21 protein-coding genes are annotated in these 21,163 nt (G+C 56.4%); 6 read left to right on the plus strand and 15 right to left on the minus strand.

What is annotated here, in order from left to right:
• Positions 1-43: 43 nt before the first annotated feature.
• Positions 44-1,393, plus strand: a complete 1,350-nt coding sequence (locus tag H7R56_RS05875; protein ID WP_106928340.1) for a MocR-like pyridoxine biosynthesis transcription factor PdxR — start codon at positions 44-46, stop codon at positions 1,391-1,393.
• 67 nt (positions 1,394-1,460) lie between these two features.
• Here H7R56_RS05875 and H7R56_RS05880 read toward each other — a convergent pair whose 3' ends face one another.
• On the minus strand, positions 1,461-1,787 hold the full coding sequence (locus tag H7R56_RS05880) for a DUF883 family protein (protein WP_106928342.1): 327 nt from the start codon (positions 1,785-1,787) through the stop codon (positions 1,461-1,463).
• 150 nt (positions 1,788-1,937) lie between these two features.
• On the opposite strand from H7R56_RS05880, the gene H7R56_RS05885 reads away from it, so the two are divergent.
• Positions 1,938-2,282, plus strand: coding sequence for a DUF2002 family protein (locus H7R56_RS05885; protein ID WP_106928344.1), 345 nt, complete (start codon positions 1,938-1,940; stop codon positions 2,280-2,282).
• Positions 2,283-2,321: 39 nt separating this feature from the next.
• Here H7R56_RS05885 and H7R56_RS05890 read toward each other — a convergent pair whose 3' ends face one another.
• The 4 genes from H7R56_RS05890 to H7R56_RS05905 all read right to left on the minus strand — a co-directional run bounded on the left by H7R56_RS05890 (position 2,322) and on the right by H7R56_RS05905 (position 4,304).
• Entirely contained in the window at positions 2,322-2,771 is a 450-nt protein-coding gene (locus H7R56_RS05890; protein WP_106928346.1) for an L-alanine exporter AlaE, read from the minus strand.
• A gap of 467 nt (positions 2,772-3,238) precedes the next feature.
• On the minus strand, positions 3,239-3,418 hold the full coding sequence (locus H7R56_RS05895; RefSeq protein WP_106928348.1) for a hypothetical protein: 180 nt from the start codon (positions 3,416-3,418) through the stop codon (positions 3,239-3,241).
• 53 nt (positions 3,419-3,471) lie between these two features.
• Positions 3,472-3,993, minus strand: coding sequence for a rhodanese family protein (locus tag H7R56_RS05900; protein WP_106928350.1), 522 nt, complete (start codon positions 3,991-3,993; stop codon positions 3,472-3,474).
• A gap of 11 nt (positions 3,994-4,004) precedes the next feature.
• Positions 4,005-4,304: an ArsR/SmtB family transcription factor gene (locus H7R56_RS05905; protein WP_106928352.1), complete on the minus strand. Its 300-nt coding sequence runs from the start codon at positions 4,302-4,304 to the stop codon at positions 4,005-4,007.
• 611 nt (positions 4,305-4,915) lie between these two features.
• Here H7R56_RS05905 and H7R56_RS05910 point away from each other — a divergent pair.
• The 4 genes from H7R56_RS05910 (at position 4,916) to H7R56_RS05925 (ending at position 9,864) form a co-directional block, all read left to right on the plus strand.
• Complete coding sequence (locus tag H7R56_RS05910) at positions 4,916-5,482, plus strand: fimbrial protein (protein WP_106928354.1); 567 nt, start codon at positions 4,916-4,918, stop codon at positions 5,480-5,482.
• A 66-nt stretch (positions 5,483-5,548) separates the two neighbouring features.
• Entirely contained in the window at positions 5,549-6,214 is a 666-nt protein-coding gene (locus H7R56_RS05915) for a fimbrial biogenesis chaperone (RefSeq protein WP_106928356.1), read from the plus strand.
• A gap of 17 nt (positions 6,215-6,231) precedes the next feature.
• Positions 6,232-8,745, plus strand: coding sequence for a fimbria/pilus outer membrane usher protein (locus tag H7R56_RS05920; protein WP_106928358.1), 2,514 nt, complete (start codon positions 6,232-6,234; stop codon positions 8,743-8,745).
• A 12-nt stretch (positions 8,746-8,757) separates the two neighbouring features.
• On the plus strand, positions 8,758-9,864 hold the full coding sequence (locus H7R56_RS05925) for a fimbrial protein (RefSeq protein WP_106928360.1): 1,107 nt from the start codon (positions 8,758-8,760) through the stop codon (positions 9,862-9,864).
• Between the two features lie 35 nt (positions 9,865-9,899).
• Here H7R56_RS05925 and H7R56_RS05930 read toward each other — a convergent pair whose 3' ends face one another.
• The 10 genes from H7R56_RS05930 to H7R56_RS05975 form a co-directional block, all read right to left on the minus strand.
• Positions 9,900-10,913: an ABC transporter substrate-binding protein gene (locus H7R56_RS05930; protein WP_106928362.1), complete on the minus strand. Its 1,014-nt coding sequence runs from the start codon at positions 10,911-10,913 to the stop codon at positions 9,900-9,902.
• An 11-nt stretch (positions 10,914-10,924) separates the two neighbouring features.
• Positions 10,925-13,057, minus strand: a complete 2,133-nt coding sequence (locus H7R56_RS05935) for a TonB-dependent receptor (protein WP_106928364.1) — start codon at positions 13,055-13,057, stop codon at positions 10,925-10,927.
• Positions 13,058-13,258: 201 nt separating this feature from the next.
• Complete coding sequence (locus H7R56_RS05940; protein ID WP_106928366.1) at positions 13,259-13,681, minus strand: hypothetical protein; 423 nt, start codon at positions 13,679-13,681, stop codon at positions 13,259-13,261.
• Positions 13,682-13,803: 122 nt separating this feature from the next.
• Complete coding sequence (locus H7R56_RS05945) at positions 13,804-14,571, minus strand: heme ABC transporter ATP-binding protein (RefSeq protein WP_106928367.1); 768 nt, start codon at positions 14,569-14,571, stop codon at positions 13,804-13,806.
• Positions 14,568-15,560 (minus strand): FecCD family ABC transporter permease, encoded by a 993-nt coding sequence (locus tag H7R56_RS05950; protein WP_227673946.1) that lies wholly within the window; start codon positions 15,558-15,560, stop codon positions 14,568-14,570. Before H7R56_RS05950 ends, H7R56_RS05945 begins: the two co-directional genes overlap by 4 nt.
• 51 nt (positions 15,561-15,611) lie before the next feature.
• Complete coding sequence (locus tag H7R56_RS05955; RefSeq protein WP_106928369.1) at positions 15,612-16,235, minus strand: SDR family oxidoreductase; 624 nt, start codon at positions 16,233-16,235, stop codon at positions 15,612-15,614.
• On the minus strand, positions 16,235-16,729 hold the full coding sequence (gene hutX / locus H7R56_RS05960) for a heme utilization cystosolic carrier protein HutX (RefSeq protein WP_106928371.1): 495 nt from the start codon (positions 16,727-16,729) through the stop codon (positions 16,235-16,237). Before hutX ends, H7R56_RS05955 begins: the two co-directional genes overlap by 1 nt.
• 12 nt (positions 16,730-16,741) lie before the next feature.
• Positions 16,742-18,079: a heme anaerobic degradation radical SAM methyltransferase ChuW/HutW gene (gene hutW / locus H7R56_RS05965; protein ID WP_106928436.1), complete on the minus strand. Its 1,338-nt coding sequence runs from the start codon at positions 18,077-18,079 to the stop codon at positions 16,742-16,744.
• Between the two features lie 23 nt (positions 18,080-18,102).
• On the minus strand, positions 18,103-18,927 hold the full coding sequence (locus H7R56_RS05970; RefSeq protein ID WP_106928438.1) for a heme/hemin ABC transporter substrate-binding protein: 825 nt from the start codon (positions 18,925-18,927) through the stop codon (positions 18,103-18,105).
• A 2-nt stretch (positions 18,928-18,929) separates the two neighbouring features.
• Positions 18,930-21,077: a TonB-dependent receptor gene (locus H7R56_RS05975; RefSeq protein ID WP_106928373.1), complete on the minus strand. Its 2,148-nt coding sequence runs from the start codon at positions 21,075-21,077 to the stop codon at positions 18,930-18,932.
• Positions 21,078-21,163 lie beyond the last annotated feature (86 nt).

The raw sequence follows: 21,163 nt of genomic DNA on the forward strand, positions 1-21,163 counted from the left end.
TGGCCCTAAAAAGATAGCCATATTCTGGGTAAAAAATAAGACCATGAAAACGCGCCATGTACCGCGATACCAGCAAATCGCTCGTCAGCTGAAGGCGGCGATTGAACAAGGTGAACTGAGTGCGGGCAGGCGTCTGCCGTCCAGTCGCCTCTACGCTCAGGAGCTTGGTGTCTCCAGAGTGACGGTGGAGAACGCCTATGCGGAGCTGGTGGCGCAGGGGTGGCTTGAACGACGCGGGCAGGCAGGGACGTATGTCAGTCATCACTTAACGCTGGAAGCCACGCCAGCGGAGCCGCTTGGTTTTGGCGGCGAGCAGTTCCAGCCGCTGCCGTTCCAGCTTGGCTTGCCCGCGCTGGATCTCTTTCCGCGCGGGCTATGGGCTCGGGTAATGGGGCGCAGGCTGCGTACGCAAACCCGCTTTGACCTCGCGTTGGGCGATGTGTGTGGTGAACTGGCGCTGCGTCAGGCGATAGTCGAGTACCTGCGGCTGTCGCGGAGCATTGAGTGCGATGCCGGTCAGGTGTTTATCACTTCGGGCTATGCGGCGGCTATGAGCCTGGCGCTTAAAGCGCTGGATGGGCGCGGTGAGAGCATGTGGGTAGAAGATCCCGGCTTCCCGCTGATCCGCCCGACGCTGGCAGAGGAGGGCGTAAGCCTGCACCCGGTGCCGGTTGACGACGAGGGGATGAATATTGACTGGGCATTACAGCATGCCGGCGACGCGCGATTTGCGCTATTAACTCCGGCTCACCAGAGCCCGACCGGCGTGGCGCTGTCGCTGCCGCGTCGGCGACAGCTGCTCGACTGGGCGGCACACCAGCGGGCGTGGGTCATTGAAGACGATTATGACAGCGAGTTTCGCTATCACGGCAAGCCGCTGCCGCCGTTGAAGAGTCTGGATGCGCCACAGCGGGTGATTTATGTAGGGACGTTCAGCAAATCGTTGTTTCCAGCGCTGCGGACCGCCTGGCTGGTGGTTCCGCTGCCGCTGGTGGCGGCGTTTCGTCGTCAGGCTCAGCGTGCGGCCTGCCCGGTGCCGCTGCTCTGGCAGCACACGCTGGCAGACTTTCTACGCGAAGGTCACTTCTGGCGCCATCTGAAGAAAATGCGCATTCACTATGCCCAGCGTCGCCGCTGGCTGGAAACCGCGCTCGTGGCTCAGGGTTTTCAGGTTGTGGCGCAATCCGGCGGCATTCAACTGGTGGTGACGGTCGAGGGGGACGATCTCGCGATGGCGCGCAGGGCCCGTGAGGCTGGCCTGGCGGTACAGGCTATCAGCGACTGGCGGATAGCGACAGGTGGACGAGGCGGGCTGATAATGAGCTTTACGAATCTTATTTCGCAGGCGATGGCTGACGAGCAGGTGGCGGCGCTACGGCGGGCGCTAAAATAAAAACCCCGGAGCATCAGAGACACTCCGGGGGAGACGCGTTTTTATTATCAACATCATTGTGGTTATATTATCGGCGCGATCCCAATAATACGCCAATAAAAATACCTACCGCCGCGGCCGCGCTCACACTTTGCCACGGTTTATCGCGAATATAGCTGTCTGCCGTTTCGGCAACGTCGCATGCGCTTTGCTGTATGCGGCTACGGCCGTGAATACGTGCGCGGGTTTCGCTGAGTAACGCTTTAGCCTTACGACGAGCGGTATCTACCTCATCTTTATTTTCACTGGCCCAGCTCTTCAGAATATCTTCCAGACTGTCGGCTAATTGGCTGACATCGTTATGAATATCTTGTACTTCGTCGTCAGCTTCATTGCGATTAAACAACTTTGGCATCTCGGCCTCCTCGAATTTGTATTGAGCGTTAAGTGTAGGCCATACGCTATAAATTGCCGGGAATTAATGAGTTTCTGGAATTATCTGAAAGCGAGACGAATACTGATTCATGTAAGGTGGCGATGCAGTAAAAGATAACGAGGAAAAAATATGTATTTACGACCTGACGAGGTAGCGCGCGTGCTTGAAAAAGCGGGCTTTACCATGGATGCGGTAACCCCCAAAGCCTACGGCTATCGCCGCGGTGAGAATTACGTCTACGTTAACCGCGAAGCGCGGATGGGGCGCACTGCGTTGATTATTCATCCGGGGCTTAAAGACCGAAGCTATAAATTTGCCGAACCGGCGTCTGATATTAAAGCTTGCGATCACTATGAACAGTTCCCGCTGTATCTCGGCGGCGATGTTGAACAGCACTACGGCATTCCGCACGGTTTTAGTTCACGAATGGCGTTAGAACGCTTTTTAGATGGGTTATTTGGCGAGAACGTATGAATAAACGACTGGCATCGCCAGTCGTTTATTGCGCGTCTATCAGGCTTTTGCCTGGGTATATTGTTCCACACGGAACAGGCGACGGCAGAAATCGAGGAAGTAGCCGTAAGCCGCCCCCATCACCAGCGAGATCGCCGCGTTAGAGCTGACCGCCGCGGCAATCTGGTGCCAGTCGGCGCCAACGCTCAGCAGAATCATAACGTACACCGGCGACTGGAAGGTCACGTACGCCAGCGGGTCCGCCGCTCTTCTCACCCAACCTGCCGGGCTGATACGCGCCGCCTGGCGCATAATAAAGTCACGATACAGACCGTATGGCCAGGCAATAATAATGTTGACCGGAATAGCAACCAGACGTGATGAAAGTGACTGCTCGAAGGTCATTCCCGAGAGAAATATTTCAATCATCATGTTCACGACGGAACAGTAGACCACCATGGCGAAAGTGTCTGCTGCCGCATGACGCAGGCGTGACTGCGCAGAGAACATCGGTATGCTCCTCGAAAATGGACGTTATAACTGAGTGAAAACGTTTTTTTAGGCGTTTTGGATTGGTTTGTACGACGCGTATAGGTTATCCATCTACAATAAAACAAACAACTAGTGAAATATTTTTATTTAATGCGTTTTTGTCAATAAAATACTCTGCCGTTGATTGTTTTTTGAGCGCTACGCTATTTTTGTTTTTGAAGGTTATTTTAATGATTAAAATCATTGTGTTATGTGGTGAGTTCGCCGGAGTGTGATGGGCGTAAATGCCGGCATGATTCACGCGTCGGCGTGCGATGCTGATTTTATTGTGATCGCTATCGCTATTGGTTTTTTTATCCAGATTTTGGGCTTTTTATTAGCATTAAATGTTGGATGTTAGATTTTTGAGATATGCGTGAAATTTGGGTAATCATGCAACTGAAGGGGGGAAGGAAGCGGCGAGCGATGCTCACCGCAGAAAGCACTCAGCAGACGCCAAAGTCTCCCTCTTCATGGTACGGGGCAACGTCGTCGTTTTTCAGGGTGTATTGTTTACCGTGCTCATCGCTTGCCTGTACGGCGACGATGCTATCTTCATGCGCTTCAATGACTTTGAGTTTTGGTCCGCCCATTTTGGACTGAACCAGATCGCCAGGTGCAAACATCCACGAACTCCTTTGTTATAGAGGGTGATATCTTGTCGCCGCGGCGGCAGCCGTCAACGACGGTTCCACGGCATCGAGACTAACAGCCGCGCCATGCCGCAAAAACCCGTCACCCCGGCAAAGGTTAAGCCCGCGCCAACGAATGCGCTGAGCAGGAAGAAGGCGCTGGAAACGCTATAGCCGAGGATAACGCCCAGTAAAATTAGCACGCCAGCCGCAATCTGTACCTGGCGCATTAGGGGTAGCGGCTGTGATTTATCTTCAACGGTGAGCAGACCGGCCTGACGCCAGCCATCAATCCCACCTTCAACAATGTTCACCTGTGCAGGCGCGGCCGCTGCGACAAGGCGGGCGAGATTGTTACGGGTACGGTTACCGGACTGGCAGTGAAAAATCACCACGTCCGCTGCGGACGCCTGCACGGTTGCACCTTGCTCAATGGCGCTGAGCGGAAGCAGGCGAGCGGCAGGTATATGTTCGCGGGCATATTCATCGGCGTCGCGAATATCAATCAGCAGAGCACCCTGTTCGGTCAGGGCGAAGGCTTCTTTCGGGGAAATCGTTTCGGTCGTCATGCAGGGGCTCCTCAGGGGCAGTAGAGCGTTTTTAAGGTGGCGACTATCTGCTGCACCGCCTCGTTTTTGATGAAATAGTGAAGACGCTGTGCCTCGCGCCGACAGTCAACCAGCCGCTCTTCCCGCATGCGCGCAAGGTGCTGTGAAGTCGCGGACGGGCTTAACCCGCAGGCTTTGGCTAAATCGCCTGCGCTGGTGCCCGGTGCGTCGCAGAGCATACAAAGGATCAGCAGCCGGCGAGGGTTGCTCATCGCTTTGAGTAGCGCGGCGGCCTCGCCGGCAAGGGACTGAAGCAGTTCATTTGGGGTCATAGTTAGTTTAGGTTTTACTTAATTTAGTAAATGCTAAACTAATCGGGAATACATTGCGAGAGATATTTGCGCAGTCGGCAAACTCATTAGTATGCTAATGGTTAAGTGAGTTGAAAATAAATAAACGGAATAATAATGGGAATATTCCTAGTTTTATTTGAGCACCGCATTTTTTGTCATAAAAGACAGGCGAGAATATGCATAACAACGTTAACTCGGTTAAATTATCTCATTAAGTGTTAAATTCAATAGCTCTGATTCGCTGGGAGTTTTGTGTGATGTAATTTCAAATACAACATGTGGTCACGCTTGTTGAAACTTTTGTATCTGAATTAAATACTGTCACGGGTATTTTACTTAATCACAGGTTGCATCATATCTAAATAAGAATATTATTAGCTACGTATTCCTAATACATTAATGATTAACCGATCTTGCTGAATAATAATTATTCGGCCTTTACTGGTTATTATTTGAGTCGAATGAATACGTTATACTCTACAGACGGAACAAAACCATATAAACAGGGAGGATATGACGGCGGGACGCTGGGGAATAATATTTATTCTCAGATATTCCTGCATAAATATTAAGTTAAGAAGAGACCAAGAATGAAATCACAACTCCGCATTATGGCATGTGTCGTAGCCGCACTCGTATCTGGCGCAGCTATCGCGTCCGTATCGACGAACCCAGGTTCCGATGCGGGTACACAGGGCACCGGCGGCCAGGTAAAATTCACCGGTTCAATCACCGATTCATCTTGTAACGTTGATAGCAGCACCGCTAACCAGACCGTCGACCTTGGTAAATGGGCAAAATCCTATTTCACCGGCGTAGGCACTGAAACCACCAAAACCGCTTTCCACATCAAGGTCAAAGACTGCCCGGATTCCGTAGAGCAGGTCTCCGTACTGTTTGACGGTAACAAAGATAAAATCAATTCTTCCCTGCTGGCCGTTGAATCTGGCGCAACCGGCGTGGGCATCAAACTGTATGAAGATGACCAGACTAAACAGGTTATCCCTGGCGTCGTGTCGGCAAAACACGCGGTTGTTGAAGGCGATGATGCCGGCTCTGCCGATCTGACCTTCTACGCTGACTACGCCTCTACAGGCGCAACGGTAACGACCGGTACCGCGAATGGCGTGGCCGATTTTAATATGGTTTATAACTAATTAAGCCGTGAGCAGAAGGCAACTTCTGCTCAATTTTTGCTTTATCTAATAACGCTGGTCATTCCTATGAATCGATTTATCGCGAGCATAGCTCTTTCTGCATTTATTTTATCGACGACGGCTCAGGCCGGTATTGTCATGGGAGGAACTCGCGTAATTTACCAAGAAGGAAAACGAGAAGCCTCTATTTCGGTAAGTAATGCCGATACGTCTACACCCTATTTAGTACAGTCGTGGGTGGAGAATTTTTCCGCCACAGATAAAAGTCAGCCGCCTTTTATTGTGACCCCGCCATTGTTTCGCCTTGACCCTGAACAAAAAAATATACTACGTATTAACTACACTGGCGCAAATTTACCCAACGACCGTGAGTCCGTATTTTGGTTAAACGTTAAAAGTATCGCCCCCTCGAAACAGGGTGAAGACAATAAATTACAGGTCAATATTAAGTCAAAATTTAAGATCTTCTATCGGCCAAATCATCTTGCCGGTGATGTGACGGAAGCCTGGAAACAGCTAACGTTCCATTCCGTGGGTTCAGAACTGACCGCTCATAATCCTACCCCTTATTTTGTTTCATTTTTCTCCCTTTCGGTCGGCGGTCAGGAGCTGGAGTCTCCGGGCATGATTGCGCCGTTCAGCGACAAAACGTGGCCGATTAGCCGCTTAGGTACCGTGAAATGGCGGGCGATAAATGATTTTGGCGGTGTGACTGATTTCACTCAACGGTAATTATTACGGGCCCCAGCGTGAAGACGACAACCTCAGACTCCCGGAACGACGATACTACACTCGGTACCGCCGTGCTGCTGGCCTGCGTGCCGACGGCACTGTTCGTCTTGTGTTACAACCCTGCAGTCTGGGCTGACGATTACTTTGACCCGGCGGCCGTTGAATTGTCTGACCCGCAGCAAAAAACCGCCGATTTACATTACTTCGCCAGGTCGGGCGGCCAGCAGCCGGGGAGCTACCCCGTAACGGTGTGGGTGAACAACCAGCAGGTTGCACAGGAGACGGTGGAATTTATCGACGGCGGTGATGGTCTGCTGCCGGTGCTTACGCCAGAGAAGCTGGCGGATTATGGCGTCAACATCAGCGCCTTCCCCGCGTTCGAGCAGTTACATGATGGCGAAACGTTAACCCATATTGAACGCTTTATCCCCGATGCCAGCAGCCATTTTGATTTCGCCAGCCAGCGGCTGAATCTGAGCATTCCGCAGGCGGCGCTGAACCTTAAAAGCCGCGGGTACGTCGATCCGTCACGCTGGGACGACGGCATTCCGGCGGCGTTTGTTGACTATAACCTCAGCGGCGCCCAGTCCCATGAAGACGAACGCACAACGCAAACGGACTACCTCAATTTGCGCAGCGGCGTTAACCTCGGCGGCTGGCGGCTACGTAATATTGCCTCCATGCAGTATGACAAAACCCGCCGCTGGCGTTCACAGAGTACCTACCTGCAGCACGATGTGCGGGCGCTGAAGAGCCAGCTGCGCATTGGTGATACCTATACCAGCGGCGACGTGTTTGATAGCGTGCAGTTCCGCGGCGCGCAGCTGATGTCGGAAGAAGAGATGCTGCCGGACAGCCAGCGCGGATTCGCCCCGGTTATTCGCGGTATGGCCCACAGCAATGCCAAAGTAACCGTCTCCCAGCATGGTTATGTGATTTATGAAACCTTCGTCGCCCCCGGCGCGTTCGCGATTAACGATCTTTATCCGACCTCGCAGAGCGGCGATCTGGAGGTGACGGTTAAAGAAAGCGACGGCTCTGAGCGAAAGTTTACCCAGCCGTTTTCCGCCGTGCCGTTTATGCTGCGACAGGGACGGGTGAAGTACAGCGTCAGCGCCGGACGCTTTTATTCCACGCAGCCACAGACCCGTGAGCCGCAGTTTGTGCAGTCGACGCTGTTCTACGGGCTGCCTGCCGATATCACGTTCTACGGCGGCGCGCAGGTGGCGGACGATTATCAGGCCTGGTCCGCCGGGCTGGGACACGGTTTTGGCGAACTGGGATCGTTAGGCTTTGATTACATCCGCGCGACGACCCGCACGCCGTCAAATCGGCGCTACAGCGGCAACTCAGCGCGCCTGCAGTACCAGAAAGAGTTTGCCAGCAGCGGCACATCGCTCAGCCTGGCAAGCTATCGCTATTCCTCCAGCGGTTACTATGACTTCAGCGAGGCGAATGCGCTGGAAGGCCGCTACGGCGTCACGGATAATAAACGCACGCGCGAAGAGTTCTCGCTTTCACAAATGCTGGGCAGCCTTGGCAGCCTGTCCGCATCGGCCTGGACGCAGACTTATTGGCACGCTCGCGGCCATGATGAGACAGTGCACGTCGGTTTTTATAGCGCCTGGAAAGGCGTCTCCTGGGGCGTGGGCTACTACTACACCGCATCGTCAGAATATAAAAAAGCCGATCGCTCGTGGTCATTTAATCTGAACGTACCGCTGGGCAAAATGCTGCCGGGCAGCTCTGTCAGCTACAGCAGCACCACCGATAACGCAGGCCACGCCTCGCAGCAGGCTTCACTCTACGGCTCGGCGCTGGAGAAAAACAATCTCTTCTACAGCGTGCAGCAGGGGTACGGTAACAACGGCCAGGGCAGCAACAGCGGCGTGTCTCTGGACTATCGCGGCGGCTACGGTGAAGCGCAGGTGGGTTACCAGCATGACAAAATCAGCAATCAGATAACCTGGGGCGCTTCCGGTTCCATCGTAGCCCATCCTCACGGCGTCACTTTCGGCCAGTACACCGGCGACAGCTTTGCCGTGGTTCGCGCGCCAGGCGCCGACAACGTGGATATCGAGAATGGCACGGACGTGCACACCGACTGGCGCGGCTATGCGATTGTGCCCACGCTGACCGCCTACCGTAAAAACGACATCAGCCTGAATACCGAAACCATTCCAGATGATGCCGACGTGGAGCTGCTGGGACAAACGGTCATCCCTGGCGGCGGCGCTATCGTCGAGGCGGATTATGCCACGCACTTGGGGAATCGGGTGCTGTTCACCCTGCGCGGACGCGGCGGGCCGCTGCCGTTTGGCGCCAGCGCGAGGGTTAAAGGCGATGACGATGCGGCGACCGGTATCGTCGCCGATCAGGGGCAGGTGTACCTGAGCGGCGTGCCGGATGAAGGCACCCTTGAGGTGCGCTGGGATGACCATAACGCTACGCAAACCTGCGTGGCCCACTTCCATCTTCCTGACAATCAGCAACGTCGGCCGGTCAAAACCGCCAGCGTCACCTGTTTATAAAAGGTCGCGAATATGAATCGAAGATATGCTCTTTTTGGCTGGCTGATATTGCTGGTCGCGGGGATCAGCAGCCCACGGGTGTGGGCGGAAAGCTGCAACACCACCGTTGGCGACATGACCATTAACACCCAGAACGTGCAGTACCTGCCGACGCTGCCGGTCAATTCGCAGATGTCGCATTCGCTGGCGGATAACGGCAGCGGTATTCACTTTACCTGTGACCTGCAGGCACCGGCTTCCGCCTGGAAAAGGCTGATTTACCAGCAGGTAGATACTTCCGGTGCCGCTATCGCGGTGAACGGGGTGCACATTTTTGCCAGTAAGCTCAGCGGGCTGGGCTATTCGCTGGGCTTTCAGTGCAACGGCGGGGCGGTGCACTACATCGATGGCACGTCTTCTCCGGCAGGGAAAGAGTCGGTCACCGTGTGCGACAGTGCCGATCTGCCTTCACTGCTTTCCGAGCGTGAGATTATTGTGAAGGCGTATGTCACCTTCTATAAAATTGGCGATGTGCAGTTGGTCAGCGGTAACCACGCTAACGTGGAGTCGCAGCCGCAGGTCGGGAAGCTGTATATGGAACAGCAGGATGCTTCAGGAAACGGCACGGCCACCTCGTCGCCGACGTTCCTGAGTTTGTCGGCCCTGAACGTGGATATTGGCTCCAGCGGCAGCTGCGAGGTCGCGACAACGACCATCAATGTTGGCCTGGGATCAGTCAATAAATCCGCGTTCAAAGGCGTCAATACCACCGGCGGCAGCGCGCAAAACTTTGCCATCCCGGTGTACTGCTCGCAGCCAACGGACGTACGCATCGGCTTTTTCGGCCTGGAGGCCGACGCCAGCCTGCCGGATACGCTGGCATTAACCCAGGGCGAGGGTACGGCTAAAGGCGTGGGTATTAAGCTGAGCTATGGCAGTAACGACGCGCCGGCACCGACCGCTGGCACCGCGGTGAAGCTTAACGAATCGGCGAATCTGCCGGTGCTGAAGAACGTGAAGGCCAGCAGCGTCTCCAGCGCCGAGCGTATCAACTTTACTGCGCAGTACGTACAGACGGGCAGTACCGTGAGTGCCGGCACGGCCAACAGCATGGCGACATTTACGCTGATTTATAACTGACGCTTGCCGTTGCTATGCCGCGCCATCCGGCGCGGCTAAACGTCGGATGGCGGCAGCGCCTGTAAAATGCGCAGCGCTTCTGCGTCGTTCAGCGGGTAGTCAAAGAAACGGCGGTAAAACGCCTGCGTCACGCTTGCCATGTTAACGTCCGGAAATAAGTCTGGATGCAGCATGGCTGCCGCCCATTGAATTTGTAGCGCGCTTTCGGTGCCATAGCGATCCCACGGGAAAACGCCCGCAGGGTTCTGTTGCACTCGATTGTTTTTCACCGCCTTCAGCCCGGCGAACAGCCCGGCGTAGGCAGAATTCGCCAGAGAACCGCAGTTCGCGCCCAGAATGATCACATCGGGTTGCCAGGCCAGTACCTGTTCCGGCGAGACTTCTCTCATATTTCCCTCTATACCCGCCGCCGCATTTTTGCCGCCGGCCAGCGTTATCCAGGTGTCGATCAGCGTTTTGCTTCCGTCCACTTTCAACGGCTTGAGCGATTGGATATGCAGTACCGTTGGACGCTGTGCGTCGGTAAGCCCCTGCGTTTTATGCTGCACGTTCTGGAGGACCGATTGTAGATACTGGTTGTAATCCGCCGCACGCTGACGTGCCGTTTGTGTTCCCAGCGCTTCAGCGGTGGTAGTGACGGATTTCATCAATGAGGGATAATCGGTAAATGCCATCTCGAGCGTCGGTAAGCCAGCCTGACGGTAGCTTTCTGCGCGATCGTTACCCCTGGCGGTAAAGACCAGATCCACCCGTTTTGCCAATAGGCTTTCCGGGTTAAAGGCCGTGCCGCGAACCTGGAGGGCGTGATGGAGCGTCGGGGTGATTTTAAACATCCACGGCTGGCTTTCGGGATGGTTAACGGTGGCGACAATCAGGCTGCCTGCACCCAGGGTCATCAGCACCGAATGGTGCGCAAACCAGCCGTCGGCAATTGCGCTAACCCGATCGGGTACTGTTACGGTATGACCAGCATCATCCCCGACCTGACGTGAGGCCAGGGCGGGGAAGGCTAGCCACGCGCAGAGTAACCACGCATGGCGACGTTTCATATGAGTGCTCCTTAAAAATCAATCTGCATGGAGAGCTCAGCCTGACGCGGTGCGCCCAGCTGTGCGCTGGCGTAGCCCGCGCCGGTATAACCGGTCAGCGCGCCCGGGACCACGTTGGTCCAGTAGCGGCGATTGGTCAGGTTGGTGATGTCCAGACGGAAGGTGACCGGCGTATTGAACATGCGTGTCGCGTAGCTCCCGCCTACGTCGACGGTCGTATAGCTTCCGACCCAGCTATCGTTGGCATTATCGGTCGCGCGGCGACCGACGTAGCGTACATTGGTGTCAACATCGACGCCCGGCAACTGCTCGAGGCTATATACCGCCAGCATGCTGGCGGTGAATCGCGGCAGGCCGACGACCTGTTTGCCGTTAGCGCTTGCGCTTGCCGTGTCGTGCAGACGCGGATCGAGCCAGGTGGCACCGCCGAACAGGCGCAGGTTACGCGTGACGTGCCCGTCAGCCATCAGCTCCAGACCTCGGTTTTTCTGCGTGCCGTCTTCGGCAAAATCGCCGCTCTCATTGGTGTAGGCGAACGGACGTTTCGCCTGGAATAACGCGGCAGAGAGCATCAGATCGTCAATCGGAGCATATTTGGCCCCCACTTCAATTTGATGGCTACGGTACGGGTCGAGGATCTGTCCGGCATTGCTGGCGCCTGCCGGTGCGGTATCACCCTGCTGCATGCTATCAGCCCAGGTGGTGTACAGGGTGATATTGTCCAGTGGCTTATACATCAGGCTGGCTGAACCGCTGGCCCCGCGATCCTTTTTATCGCTGGTCTGCTGACGGGACTTATTGTAGTTACTGACCGTGAACAGGTTTTCACTGCCGGAAAGCAGCAGGCTCCACTGCGGGCTAAAGTGCAGCGTGTCGCTCAGCAGAAAAGCGTGCTGAGTCGTGGTGGCGGATTGATAGCGACGGTTAAAGTCCGGGTACGGCGGTCGTGGATAGGTTGGGTGCTGATCCAGCGAGGAGTGACCGAGCGTGAAGGTCCCTCCGTTTACCGGATTATAGTTTTTCCACACGAAGCCGCGTACGCCGGTACTGATATCGTGCGTTAACCAGCCGGTGTCGACGCTGCCGGTCAGGTTAGCCATATAGCTATTGATCGTAAAGCGGCTGGCGGCCGAGTTGGCGGTGGTGGTGGTGTAACTGCCGCGATTGTCGGTCAGCGTGTTGGTCACGGTGGTTGATTCCCGATCCGCTATCTGGCGCAGCACGCCGACGTCCAGCAGCCAGTTTCCGTCGAAATCATGCTTCAGATGCAGGCTGGCGGTGCTGGTTTCATCGTCATTACCTGCGTAGCGCTGACCGTATTTCGCTTTGGTTGCGTCAAGCGGGGAAGGGAAGTGTACGCCTTTGGCCAATGCAAACGACCCGGCCATGCCTTTTTCATAATAGTGGTAGTAGCTGAAGTTGCTCTCCAGTACCGTTTTATCGGTCAGCTGGAAGTCCAGGCCCAGGCTCGCCAGCTGGCGGCGTTTATGGCTGCCGCTGGTATAGCCATGGCCCTCGTCATTGAGCAGGTTGAGGCGATATTTGACGCGGTCACCGTCGTCAATCGGTCCGCTGAAATCCAGCGCGGTTAACGCGCCGTTGCCGGTGCTAGCACCTACAGTGACGCGGTGCAGCGGAGTGTCGGTGGGGCGTTTGGAGACCAGATTAAACATCCCGGCAGGGTTGGCTGGGCCATAAAGCGATCCCGCAAGACCGCTCAGGACCTCCACGCTCTGGAACTGTTCAGCGGCGTATTCTGTGGTGGAGACAGCGTTCAGGCCATCAATCATATGGTTTTGCACCACGCTGCCCTGCATGCCACGGGTTTGCGGTCGGACGCCCTCTCCCTGAACGGAAGGCATATAGCGGTAAACATCCTTAACGCTTTTTAGCTGCTGTTGGTTTATCAACGACGACGACAGGGTTTGTACCGACCATGGAACATCAATCAGTGCGCGCTTACCCAGCCCGCCGATCGTGGCTTCTTTTTGTGAGGCCAGCGGCTCTTGCTGCGTGCCTTCTGCTGCCGCTGTGGAACTACCGGAGACCACCATGGTGTCTTCAGCGTAGCCAGGATGGGTGATGGCCAGGCATGACAGCGCCAGTAGGCCCATATTGAACGGTTTGCTTTTATAAGAGAACATTTTGAATTCAGTGTGTTAGCGGAAAGACTGGTGGTAAGCGAGTTACCATCGACGCATGAGGGGAACAGCTATTATTATTTGTGTGATGAATATGATGTGAGCTTTCGATATATAAGTCAATATATAACGAAGGGGTAGATCAGGCGAAAAAAAACGCCCAATGTTTCCATTGGGCGTCGGGTGTCGAGCGGGGGAAGAACGTTATTCGCTAACTTTTTTCTGCAGGTCAGCGGCACCTTCTTTGGTTTTATCCCAGCCTTCTTCAGCACCTTTTTTCGTGGCGTCCCAGCCTTTCTGGGACGTCTCTTTGGTTTTGTTCCAGCCTTTCTGCGCACCTTCTTTGGTGGCATCCCACCCTTTTTCCGTGCCTTCTTTGGTTTTGTGCCAGGTCTTCTGAGCGCCTTCGCTGACCTGACTGCCGACGCTGTCGCTTTTGCCTTCAGCGGCGTGTTTGGATTTCAGTTTTAGCTCTTCGCCCTGATTTTGCGCCTGATGCAGTTTCTCTTTGGCAGTATTCGCGTGCGCCTGAGCCTCGGCGACCGTCTCATCGGTAGCGTGTGTGGTCGCAGCGAAAACCGGGGAAGCCAGCAGGAGTGCTGAAAGTGCAATCGTTGTTTTTTTCATCTTAAATCCTCATCAGTTTGTGAGCGTTAGAAAGCATGGCACAGACATTCTGATGCGGCTCTAGGAATAAACTGTAATTGAATCATTGTGTTCCCAAGGCGGTTTTCACCACCTGACAATTATCATCGTTCCAGCACGATGAGCGGCGCGTCATCGTGGGACTGCGTAACGCGCATTTCGGCCTGGTAAAGGCTGCGCAGCGCCGGTTCGGTCAACACCTCCTGCGGCGTACCGTTGCTGACGACTCGCCCCTTTTCCAGCAGTATGATGCGATCGGCGTAGCGTGCGGCGAGGTTGAGATCGTGCAGCACGCAGCAGACGTTAAACTGACGTTCCTGCACCAGTTGACGGAGCAGGCGAAACAGGTGCTGCTGGTGGTGAATGTCCAGCGCCGACGTGGGTTCATCAAGAAACAGCCATTTAGGCGAGGGCTCGGGCTCCCACAACTGTACCAGTAATCGTGCCAGCTGCACCCGCTGCTGTTCGCCACCGGAAAGATGGCGATAGTCGCGAGCGGCCAGCTCGCTACAGCCGCAGAGTGCCAGAATGCGCTCGCTTTCGTCACCCGGATTGCGGGTTCGGTGAGGGTGGCGGCCCATACGCACCACTTCCATCACGCTGAACGGAAAGGCCATGTGACAGTTCTGGCGCATGACCGCTCGCGTTCTCGCCAGCTCTGCCGTTGGCCATTCGCTAAGTGGCTTACCTAACAGCGAACACTGGCCGCTATCCGGCTGCAGATAACCGGTTAGCTGGCGTAGCAGGGTGGATTTCCCCGCGCCGTTCGGCCCGAGAATAGCCACAATTTCGCCGCCGGGTAGCGTCAGAGAGACGTTATTCGTCAGGCGTCGCCCCTGAATGCTGTACGTCAGGTTACGGGCGTCAATCATAGCGCTCTCCGGGTACGTAAAATCAGCCATAAAAAGTAGGGGCCGCCGATCAGGCTGGTCAGCAGACCTACCGGCATTTCTGCGGGCTGGACCAGCGTACGCGCCAGGGTGTCGGCGACCAGCAGCAGGCTGGCACCTGCCAGCGTTGAGCAGGGGATGAGCCAGCGGTGGTCGGCGCCGATGGTCATGCGGATAAGATGCGGGATAACCAGACCAATAAAGCCAATCACCCCGCTGACCGATACCGCCGCGCCGACCAGCAGCGAACTCAGCAATAACAGCTGCTGGCGCCTGCGTTTGACGTTGACGCCGAGGTAGTGCGCCTCTTCGTCCCCGAGCTGTAACAGGTTAAGCGTGTTTGCCAGCCAGGCGGTGGCGAGCATGGCGGGAAGCGCAAAGGAGGCTGCTACGATCAGCGTGGGCCACTGCGCCTGCCCGAGGCTGCCCATCATCCAAAGCGTAAGCTGGCGCAGCTGTTGCTCGTCGCCGATGTAGCTCAGGATACCTATCGCCGCGCCGCACAGGGCATTGATGGCGATGCCCGCCAGCAGCAGCTGCATCATGCCGCCGTGGGTGTGGCGCAGGCTGATGAGAAAGATCACCGCGCAAACCACCAGGCTGCCGGCGACGGCGAAGATCATCTGTTCATACAGCATCATCACCGCGGGGAGTGAAAGCGGAAAGATAATCGCCATGCCGACCATCAGCGCCGAACCACTGCTGACGCCCAACAGGCCCGGATCGGCCATTGGATTGCGGAACAGTCCCTGCATGATGACCCCCGCCGTTGCCAGCGCGCCGCCAACCAGCACGGCCAGCAGCACGCGCGGCAGGCGAATATTGAGCCAGATATCGCGATATTGCTCGTCCAGCAGGGAGGTGAAGGTGATTTTTAGCGCCCCCTGGCTGGCGCCAACCAGTACGAGCATCGCCAGTATCAGCAGCAGGCCGATAAAAACGCTGAAGGATGAGAGTGAATCCTTGAACACGCAAATCTCCATAACATCGATGCGGCGCTGCCGGGCAGCGCCGCGAAGGGATTAGGCCGGTTTAAGGCCCGGCTCGATCAGGCTGTAAACCTGATGATTGAGCGTTGGGGCGCTGGCCAGCGCCTGAATATGCGCCGCCACGTCGGCACGCTGCACAAAACCATGTACTTCCTGCTGCTGAATGCGCTGCGCTTTGCCGCTGCCCGCGCCGTTAAGCAGGCCGCCGGGGCGCAATATGGCATAGTCCAGCGTGCTGGTTTGAAGCCAGCTTTCCGCCAGCGTTTTTTCTCTGACCGCCTGACCAAATGCCGCCTTCGCACGTTCGGAAAGGAACGGCCAGCTGTCGCCGCAGCCCAGTGAGGTCACCAGAATCATCCGGCGGATACCCGCGCGCTCCGCGGCATCAATGACCGTCCGGTGCGCCAGGTAGTCGTGCGCGCCGCCCATGGTGGATATCACCGTGGCCGACGGGCCCGCGGCCAGGCAGGCCTGCGCAACGCACTCGGCGTCGCAGGCATCGCCGACGATTGTCGTTACGCCGCTAGCCTGTAGACGTGCAGCGGCCTCAGCGGTGCGCACAAGCGCCACGACCGGGCGTTTTTCGACCCGCGCGCGCTCAAGCGTCATGGCCCCCACGCCCTGTCCACCGGCACCAAAAATCAGCCACGGGCTCATCAGGCATCCCCTTTCAGCGCGGCGGCCAGGGTACGGAAGGCATCAACCTGCTCGCTCAGCAGCTGGCGGTGATCATCGCGGCCGAGGAAGATTTTGAACATCGCGCTACCCGCGGCGTTGAAGAACAAGATTGAGGCGGTATCCATCGCCATAAATTTACGTTCGACCAGCGCGATGTGGGTGCAGTTTTCCGCCTTGATGTGGCCGGTCATCCCCTTTTTACCGCGCAGGTTGAAGTAGCCGTGGCGGTGGAAACCGGACGGCAGCTCGCCGGTAAATTCCAGAATGACGTCAGCGGTATGCACCAGCGTGGTGACTTTGCCCCATTGGCAAACGCTGTCCCAGATGGTGTCAAACCGATCGCCGCTCACCAGCGTGTGGGACGGCAGATGGCGTACCACGTCCAGCAGCGTGGTGTTGTATTGCCCGGCGATGGCTTCCAGCGTGCCGTCGGGCTCGGTTTTTAAAAAGTCGTGCAGAGAAACGTTGCTCATCATTAGCTCCTGTTATGGGGTTTCTACCGCAATACGCGGTGCGTTAAGCTCCTGAATCAGTTCATCAAGAGACTGTAAAATGTTGCTGGCCCAAAAACGGCCTTCGTTGGTCAGACGCAGACAGGTGGAAGCGTCCTGGGTTAATCCCGCGCGGTGCCACTGTGCCAGCAGCGGAGCGAGACGGGCGGCGTGTGGCGTCAGATCGTCCAGCGGTACGCGAGCCGTTTCAACGCCAGCCTGTAGCGTATGTCGCCACTGGAAGCCGCGGTCGGCGGTACGCATCATCATCATCAGCGGCTTTTTGCCGGCAGCGATGGCGTCATGCCAGTTGTTCAGATTGCGTTCGACCATCCACGAATAGCCATTGACTGAGCCGCCCGCGCCGGAACCCAGCGCCAGGCAGTCTGCGCCTTGCTTAATCAATAGGTTATAGAGATTGCGTTCGCGGGTGGTGCGCGCCCAGTGGCTGTTGCTAATACAGCGCCATCCGGCCTGCGCCATAAAGTCGCAGCCCTGGAGGTACAAATCGCGGCGCTCCGCTGGCTGCGGTACCTGAGTGCGCCCATTTTCAACCGCTTTGCCGAGCGGCGTATTTGGCAACAGGTTCAATGCGTAGAGATCTACGCCGTCCAGGCCGATATCGCGGGCGATCGCCAGATCCTCGCCCCACAGCGTGGTATCCTGTCCCGGCAGGCCAAACAGCAGATCGCACACCACCGCGGCGCGATCGCGGCGCACCAGGCCTTCCATAAAGGCGATGGCGGTAGGGCCGTCGGAGGTGCGGGCCATTTTTTTACGGATTTTGCTGTTAAATGACTGAATACCAATCGAGAAACGGTTTGCCCCCGCGTCCAGGCAAGCGTCGATGCGCGCGTCATCAAAGTTCAGCACGCGGCCTTCAATGGTTATCTCACAGTCCGGTGCCAGCGGCAGACGTTCGCGCAGGGCGGTAATAATGCGTGCCAGATCGCGAGCGGAGAGCGCAGAAGGCGTGCCGCCGCCGAAGTAGACCGCATGAATCGGCGCGGACTGATGCAAAACGCTATCGGCTTCCATCGCAATTTCATGCAGCAGCGCGTCGGTATAACGCGCACAGCTATCTTCTTCATAACGGTTCTGATAGAAGCCGCAGAAGGTACAGTGGGTGGCACAAAACGGAATGTGCAGATACAGCAGGCGTTTGCGCGGCGGCGCGGCCTGGCTCAGTACCTGCTGCCAGGTGGGCTCCAGCTGTTCTTTGGCGATCGGAACGGCGCCTCGCCAGGGCATCGTCGCCCGGCGATCTTTGAAGGGCTGACCGCCCTCCTGCGCGAAGTGCGGGGTGAGATCCAGTTCGTTGTCGGTATTCAGCATAACGGGTATTTCAACATCCTTTAGTTTGGCCACAACTGGCGGTGCAGCGTTTCAACGGCGTCGGCGACGCGCGGGCCCATTCCCAGGATCAGTGCCTGATCGAGAGTGATGATCCGTTTATTTTTCCACGCGGCGGTGCGCGTGATGCCAGCGATGGTGCTCAGGCGGTTGATATCGCCTTCTACCATCTGTGAGGTAACGATAATGACCTGCGGATTGGCGGCGATCAGCGCTTCGGCGCTGTAGCTGCGATACTGCGGATGCTGAGCGACATTTTTCGCCCCCGCGAGCGTCATAATGGCGTCGGCAACGCTGCCTTGTCCGGCAACCTGCGGCGCGCTGCCGCCAGCGCTGAGAATAAACAGGGCGGTAACCGGCGCCGGCTGGCTGGCGGTGCTTTGGGCGACGTTGGCCAGACGCTGGCGAATGTTGTTAACCAGCGCGTTGCCTTTGTCGTCTTCGTTCAGCGTTTTCGCCAGTGCGTGAATATTGGCGTACATCTGCTCGACGGTTGCCGGAACGCGCGGCAGCGTAACGACGTCTACTTTCTGCGCCCGGAGCTGATCGAAGACGAGCTGCGGCCCCGCGTCCTGCCAGGTGATAAAGCGGCTGGGTCGCAGCGACAAAATGCCTTCGCTGCTGAGCTGTTTCCAGTAGCCAATATGCGGCAGGGCCGCGGTTTCTGGCGGGTAGCTGGTGGTTTCATCAACGCCGACTACGCGGTCACCCGCGCCCATGGCATAAATCAGTTCGCTCAGCGAACCGCCCGCAACCACAATGCGCTCGGCTGCCTGCGCGCTAAGCGCACAGGTTAAGGCCAGTAATCCTATGGCGAGTTTTTTCATCATCAGAAGTTCCAGGCAAAGCCGATGGCCGCGTTAAAGCCCGCCGCAGGAATGGATTCGTGCGCCGTGCGGTAGCGTTTATCGGTCAGGTTGTTGAGAGCAAGGTTGACCTGATACTGGTCGTTAGCACCGAATTCGGTATTGACGGCCAGGTTCAGCGTTGCCCAGCCGGGGCTGCGTGTTTCGGTACCGCTGCTGTCGTCCTTAGCGCTTGAGGCAGCGCGGATAAAGACGTCAGAGGTGACGTTCGCGGCGTTTAGCATCAGCGTGTGTTTGAGCCCAACGCGGCCGTTGATCGTGGGTTCACCGGTGTGAGTGGTTTTCAGCGTCGCGGTTTCGTACTGGCGGCGAATCAGGTTACCGCTGATGTAAGGGGAAACGGCCCAGCCGTTATATTCCGCGCTTAGCTCCATTCCCCAGGTTTTGGCTTTGTCCATGTTGTCGTAGTAATAGTAGCCGCCGCGTGAGGTGGCGCTATTGCCTTTGCAGACGGCTTCCCCTGCACAGGCTACGCTGGCGATATAGTCTTTGGCTTCGGAATAGTAGACGGCACCGTCGACCAGCCACATGTTACCGTTGTAGCGAGCGCCCAATTCGACATTATTGGAGTGTTCTGCTTTCAGGTCCGGATTCCCGTAGGTCACGCTGCCGCCGGCGGACGTTTGCATAAACAGCTGCGAAAGCGTAGGGAATACGTAGCCCTGGGCAAACGCTGCGCGCAGCTCAACGTTGTCGAAACCGGAGTAGCGCAGGCTGGTCGACGTAACCAGCTCGCTGTCATGCGCTGACTGCCCTGGGATCGAGGCATCGCTGGTGACGCCGGAAGCGGTTGATTGACCGTCACCGCGGGTCAGTTTTGATGACAGCCAGTACTGGCGAGCGCCCAGCGTCCACGTCCAGTTGTCGGCAAAGTGCCAGTCGTTCTGCGCAAACAGGGAGGTATTGCTTTGTTCTGACTCGTAATAAGAACGGGTTTGCGTTGCGGTATTGATCAAACCGGTCGCCGATTGATTGGTGGTATTCCCGGCTGACGTCTGAGATACCCGGTCGCGTTTATACTGTGCGCCCAGCACCAGGTTGTTATCCGCTAGCAGGGTAAAATTGCTTTGCAGCGTAAGGCCCTGGGTATACTGCTTATCGTGCGTGTGGGTCTGATTATGCACGGTCAGCGCCTGAATCATCGGGCTCGGAATGGCCTGCGTGGTTTTCACCTCATTCTCAAACTGGCGCTCGATCGTCTGCTGATAAGCGTCAATATGGATCTTTTTCAGGTAGTCGCCGTCTACGTCTATATCGTAGAACAGGCCCACTTTTTCGCGCTCCAGCTTCGGAATTTTTACGCTAAAGGCGTCATAAGCCCCTTCGGTATCTTCAAAATAGGTCTGGGTAGAGAGTCGGTAGCGATCCAGCGACAGGCCAAAGTGCTGGTTGTCGAGGTTATAGCCCAGCCAGATAGCCTGGCTGTTATTGCGGTTGTGGGTATCCGGCAGGCGGCCGTCAGGGGTTTTTCGGTCGCCCTGGTCGGAATAGCTGCCGTTAATGCGGTAGTCGAATTGTCCGATGCTGCCCCAGGCCGCGGCCGACTCTTCCCAGCCTGCGGTTGAGGAGTTGTAGACCGCTTTTACGGTTCCCGCGATGGGCTTGTCGCCGCCTTTCCGGGTGATAAAGTTCACCACGCCGCCGATGGCCTGTGAGCCATAGAGCACGGAATAAGGGCCTTTCACGACTTCAATACGTTCCAGCGCCGATTCATCGATCAGCAGACCGACGCCATAGTTATCGCCAGCACGCTGGTAGGTTACTTCCTGCCCGTCAATGAGGATCAATACGCGAGAAGAGGCTTCGCCACGAATGCGAATCTGCTTACGGCCGGCCAGCGAGTTATCGGTGACTTCAACGCCGGGGATATCTTGCAGATCGTCAGCAATGGAGGTGCTGGTGGCATTTTTCAGCGTTTGCTGGTCAATCACCTGAATGGTTGCCGGGCTTTCCCAGAGGCTGCTCTGCGCACGATTCGCCGTCACCACAAGCGTTTCTTCTTTAGGCGCTGCGTTTTGTGCTGCGTTTGCCGTGGTCGTGCCCACGGTGGTGGAAATACATATCGCTAGGGCCGAGAGTGCGAATGACCCCCGTGAGACGGTGTGTAGCATCATTAAACCTGTAAATGTATATGAGTATGATAATGATAATTAGTATCAAATAGACTTACATATGAAGGTCTGTTGCGTCCAGCATT

Source organism: Klebsiella sp. WP3-W18-ESBL-02 (assembly GCF_014168815.1).
Taxonomy (GTDB): Bacteria; Pseudomonadota; Gammaproteobacteria; order Enterobacterales; family Enterobacteriaceae; genus Kluyvera; species Kluyvera ascorbata_B.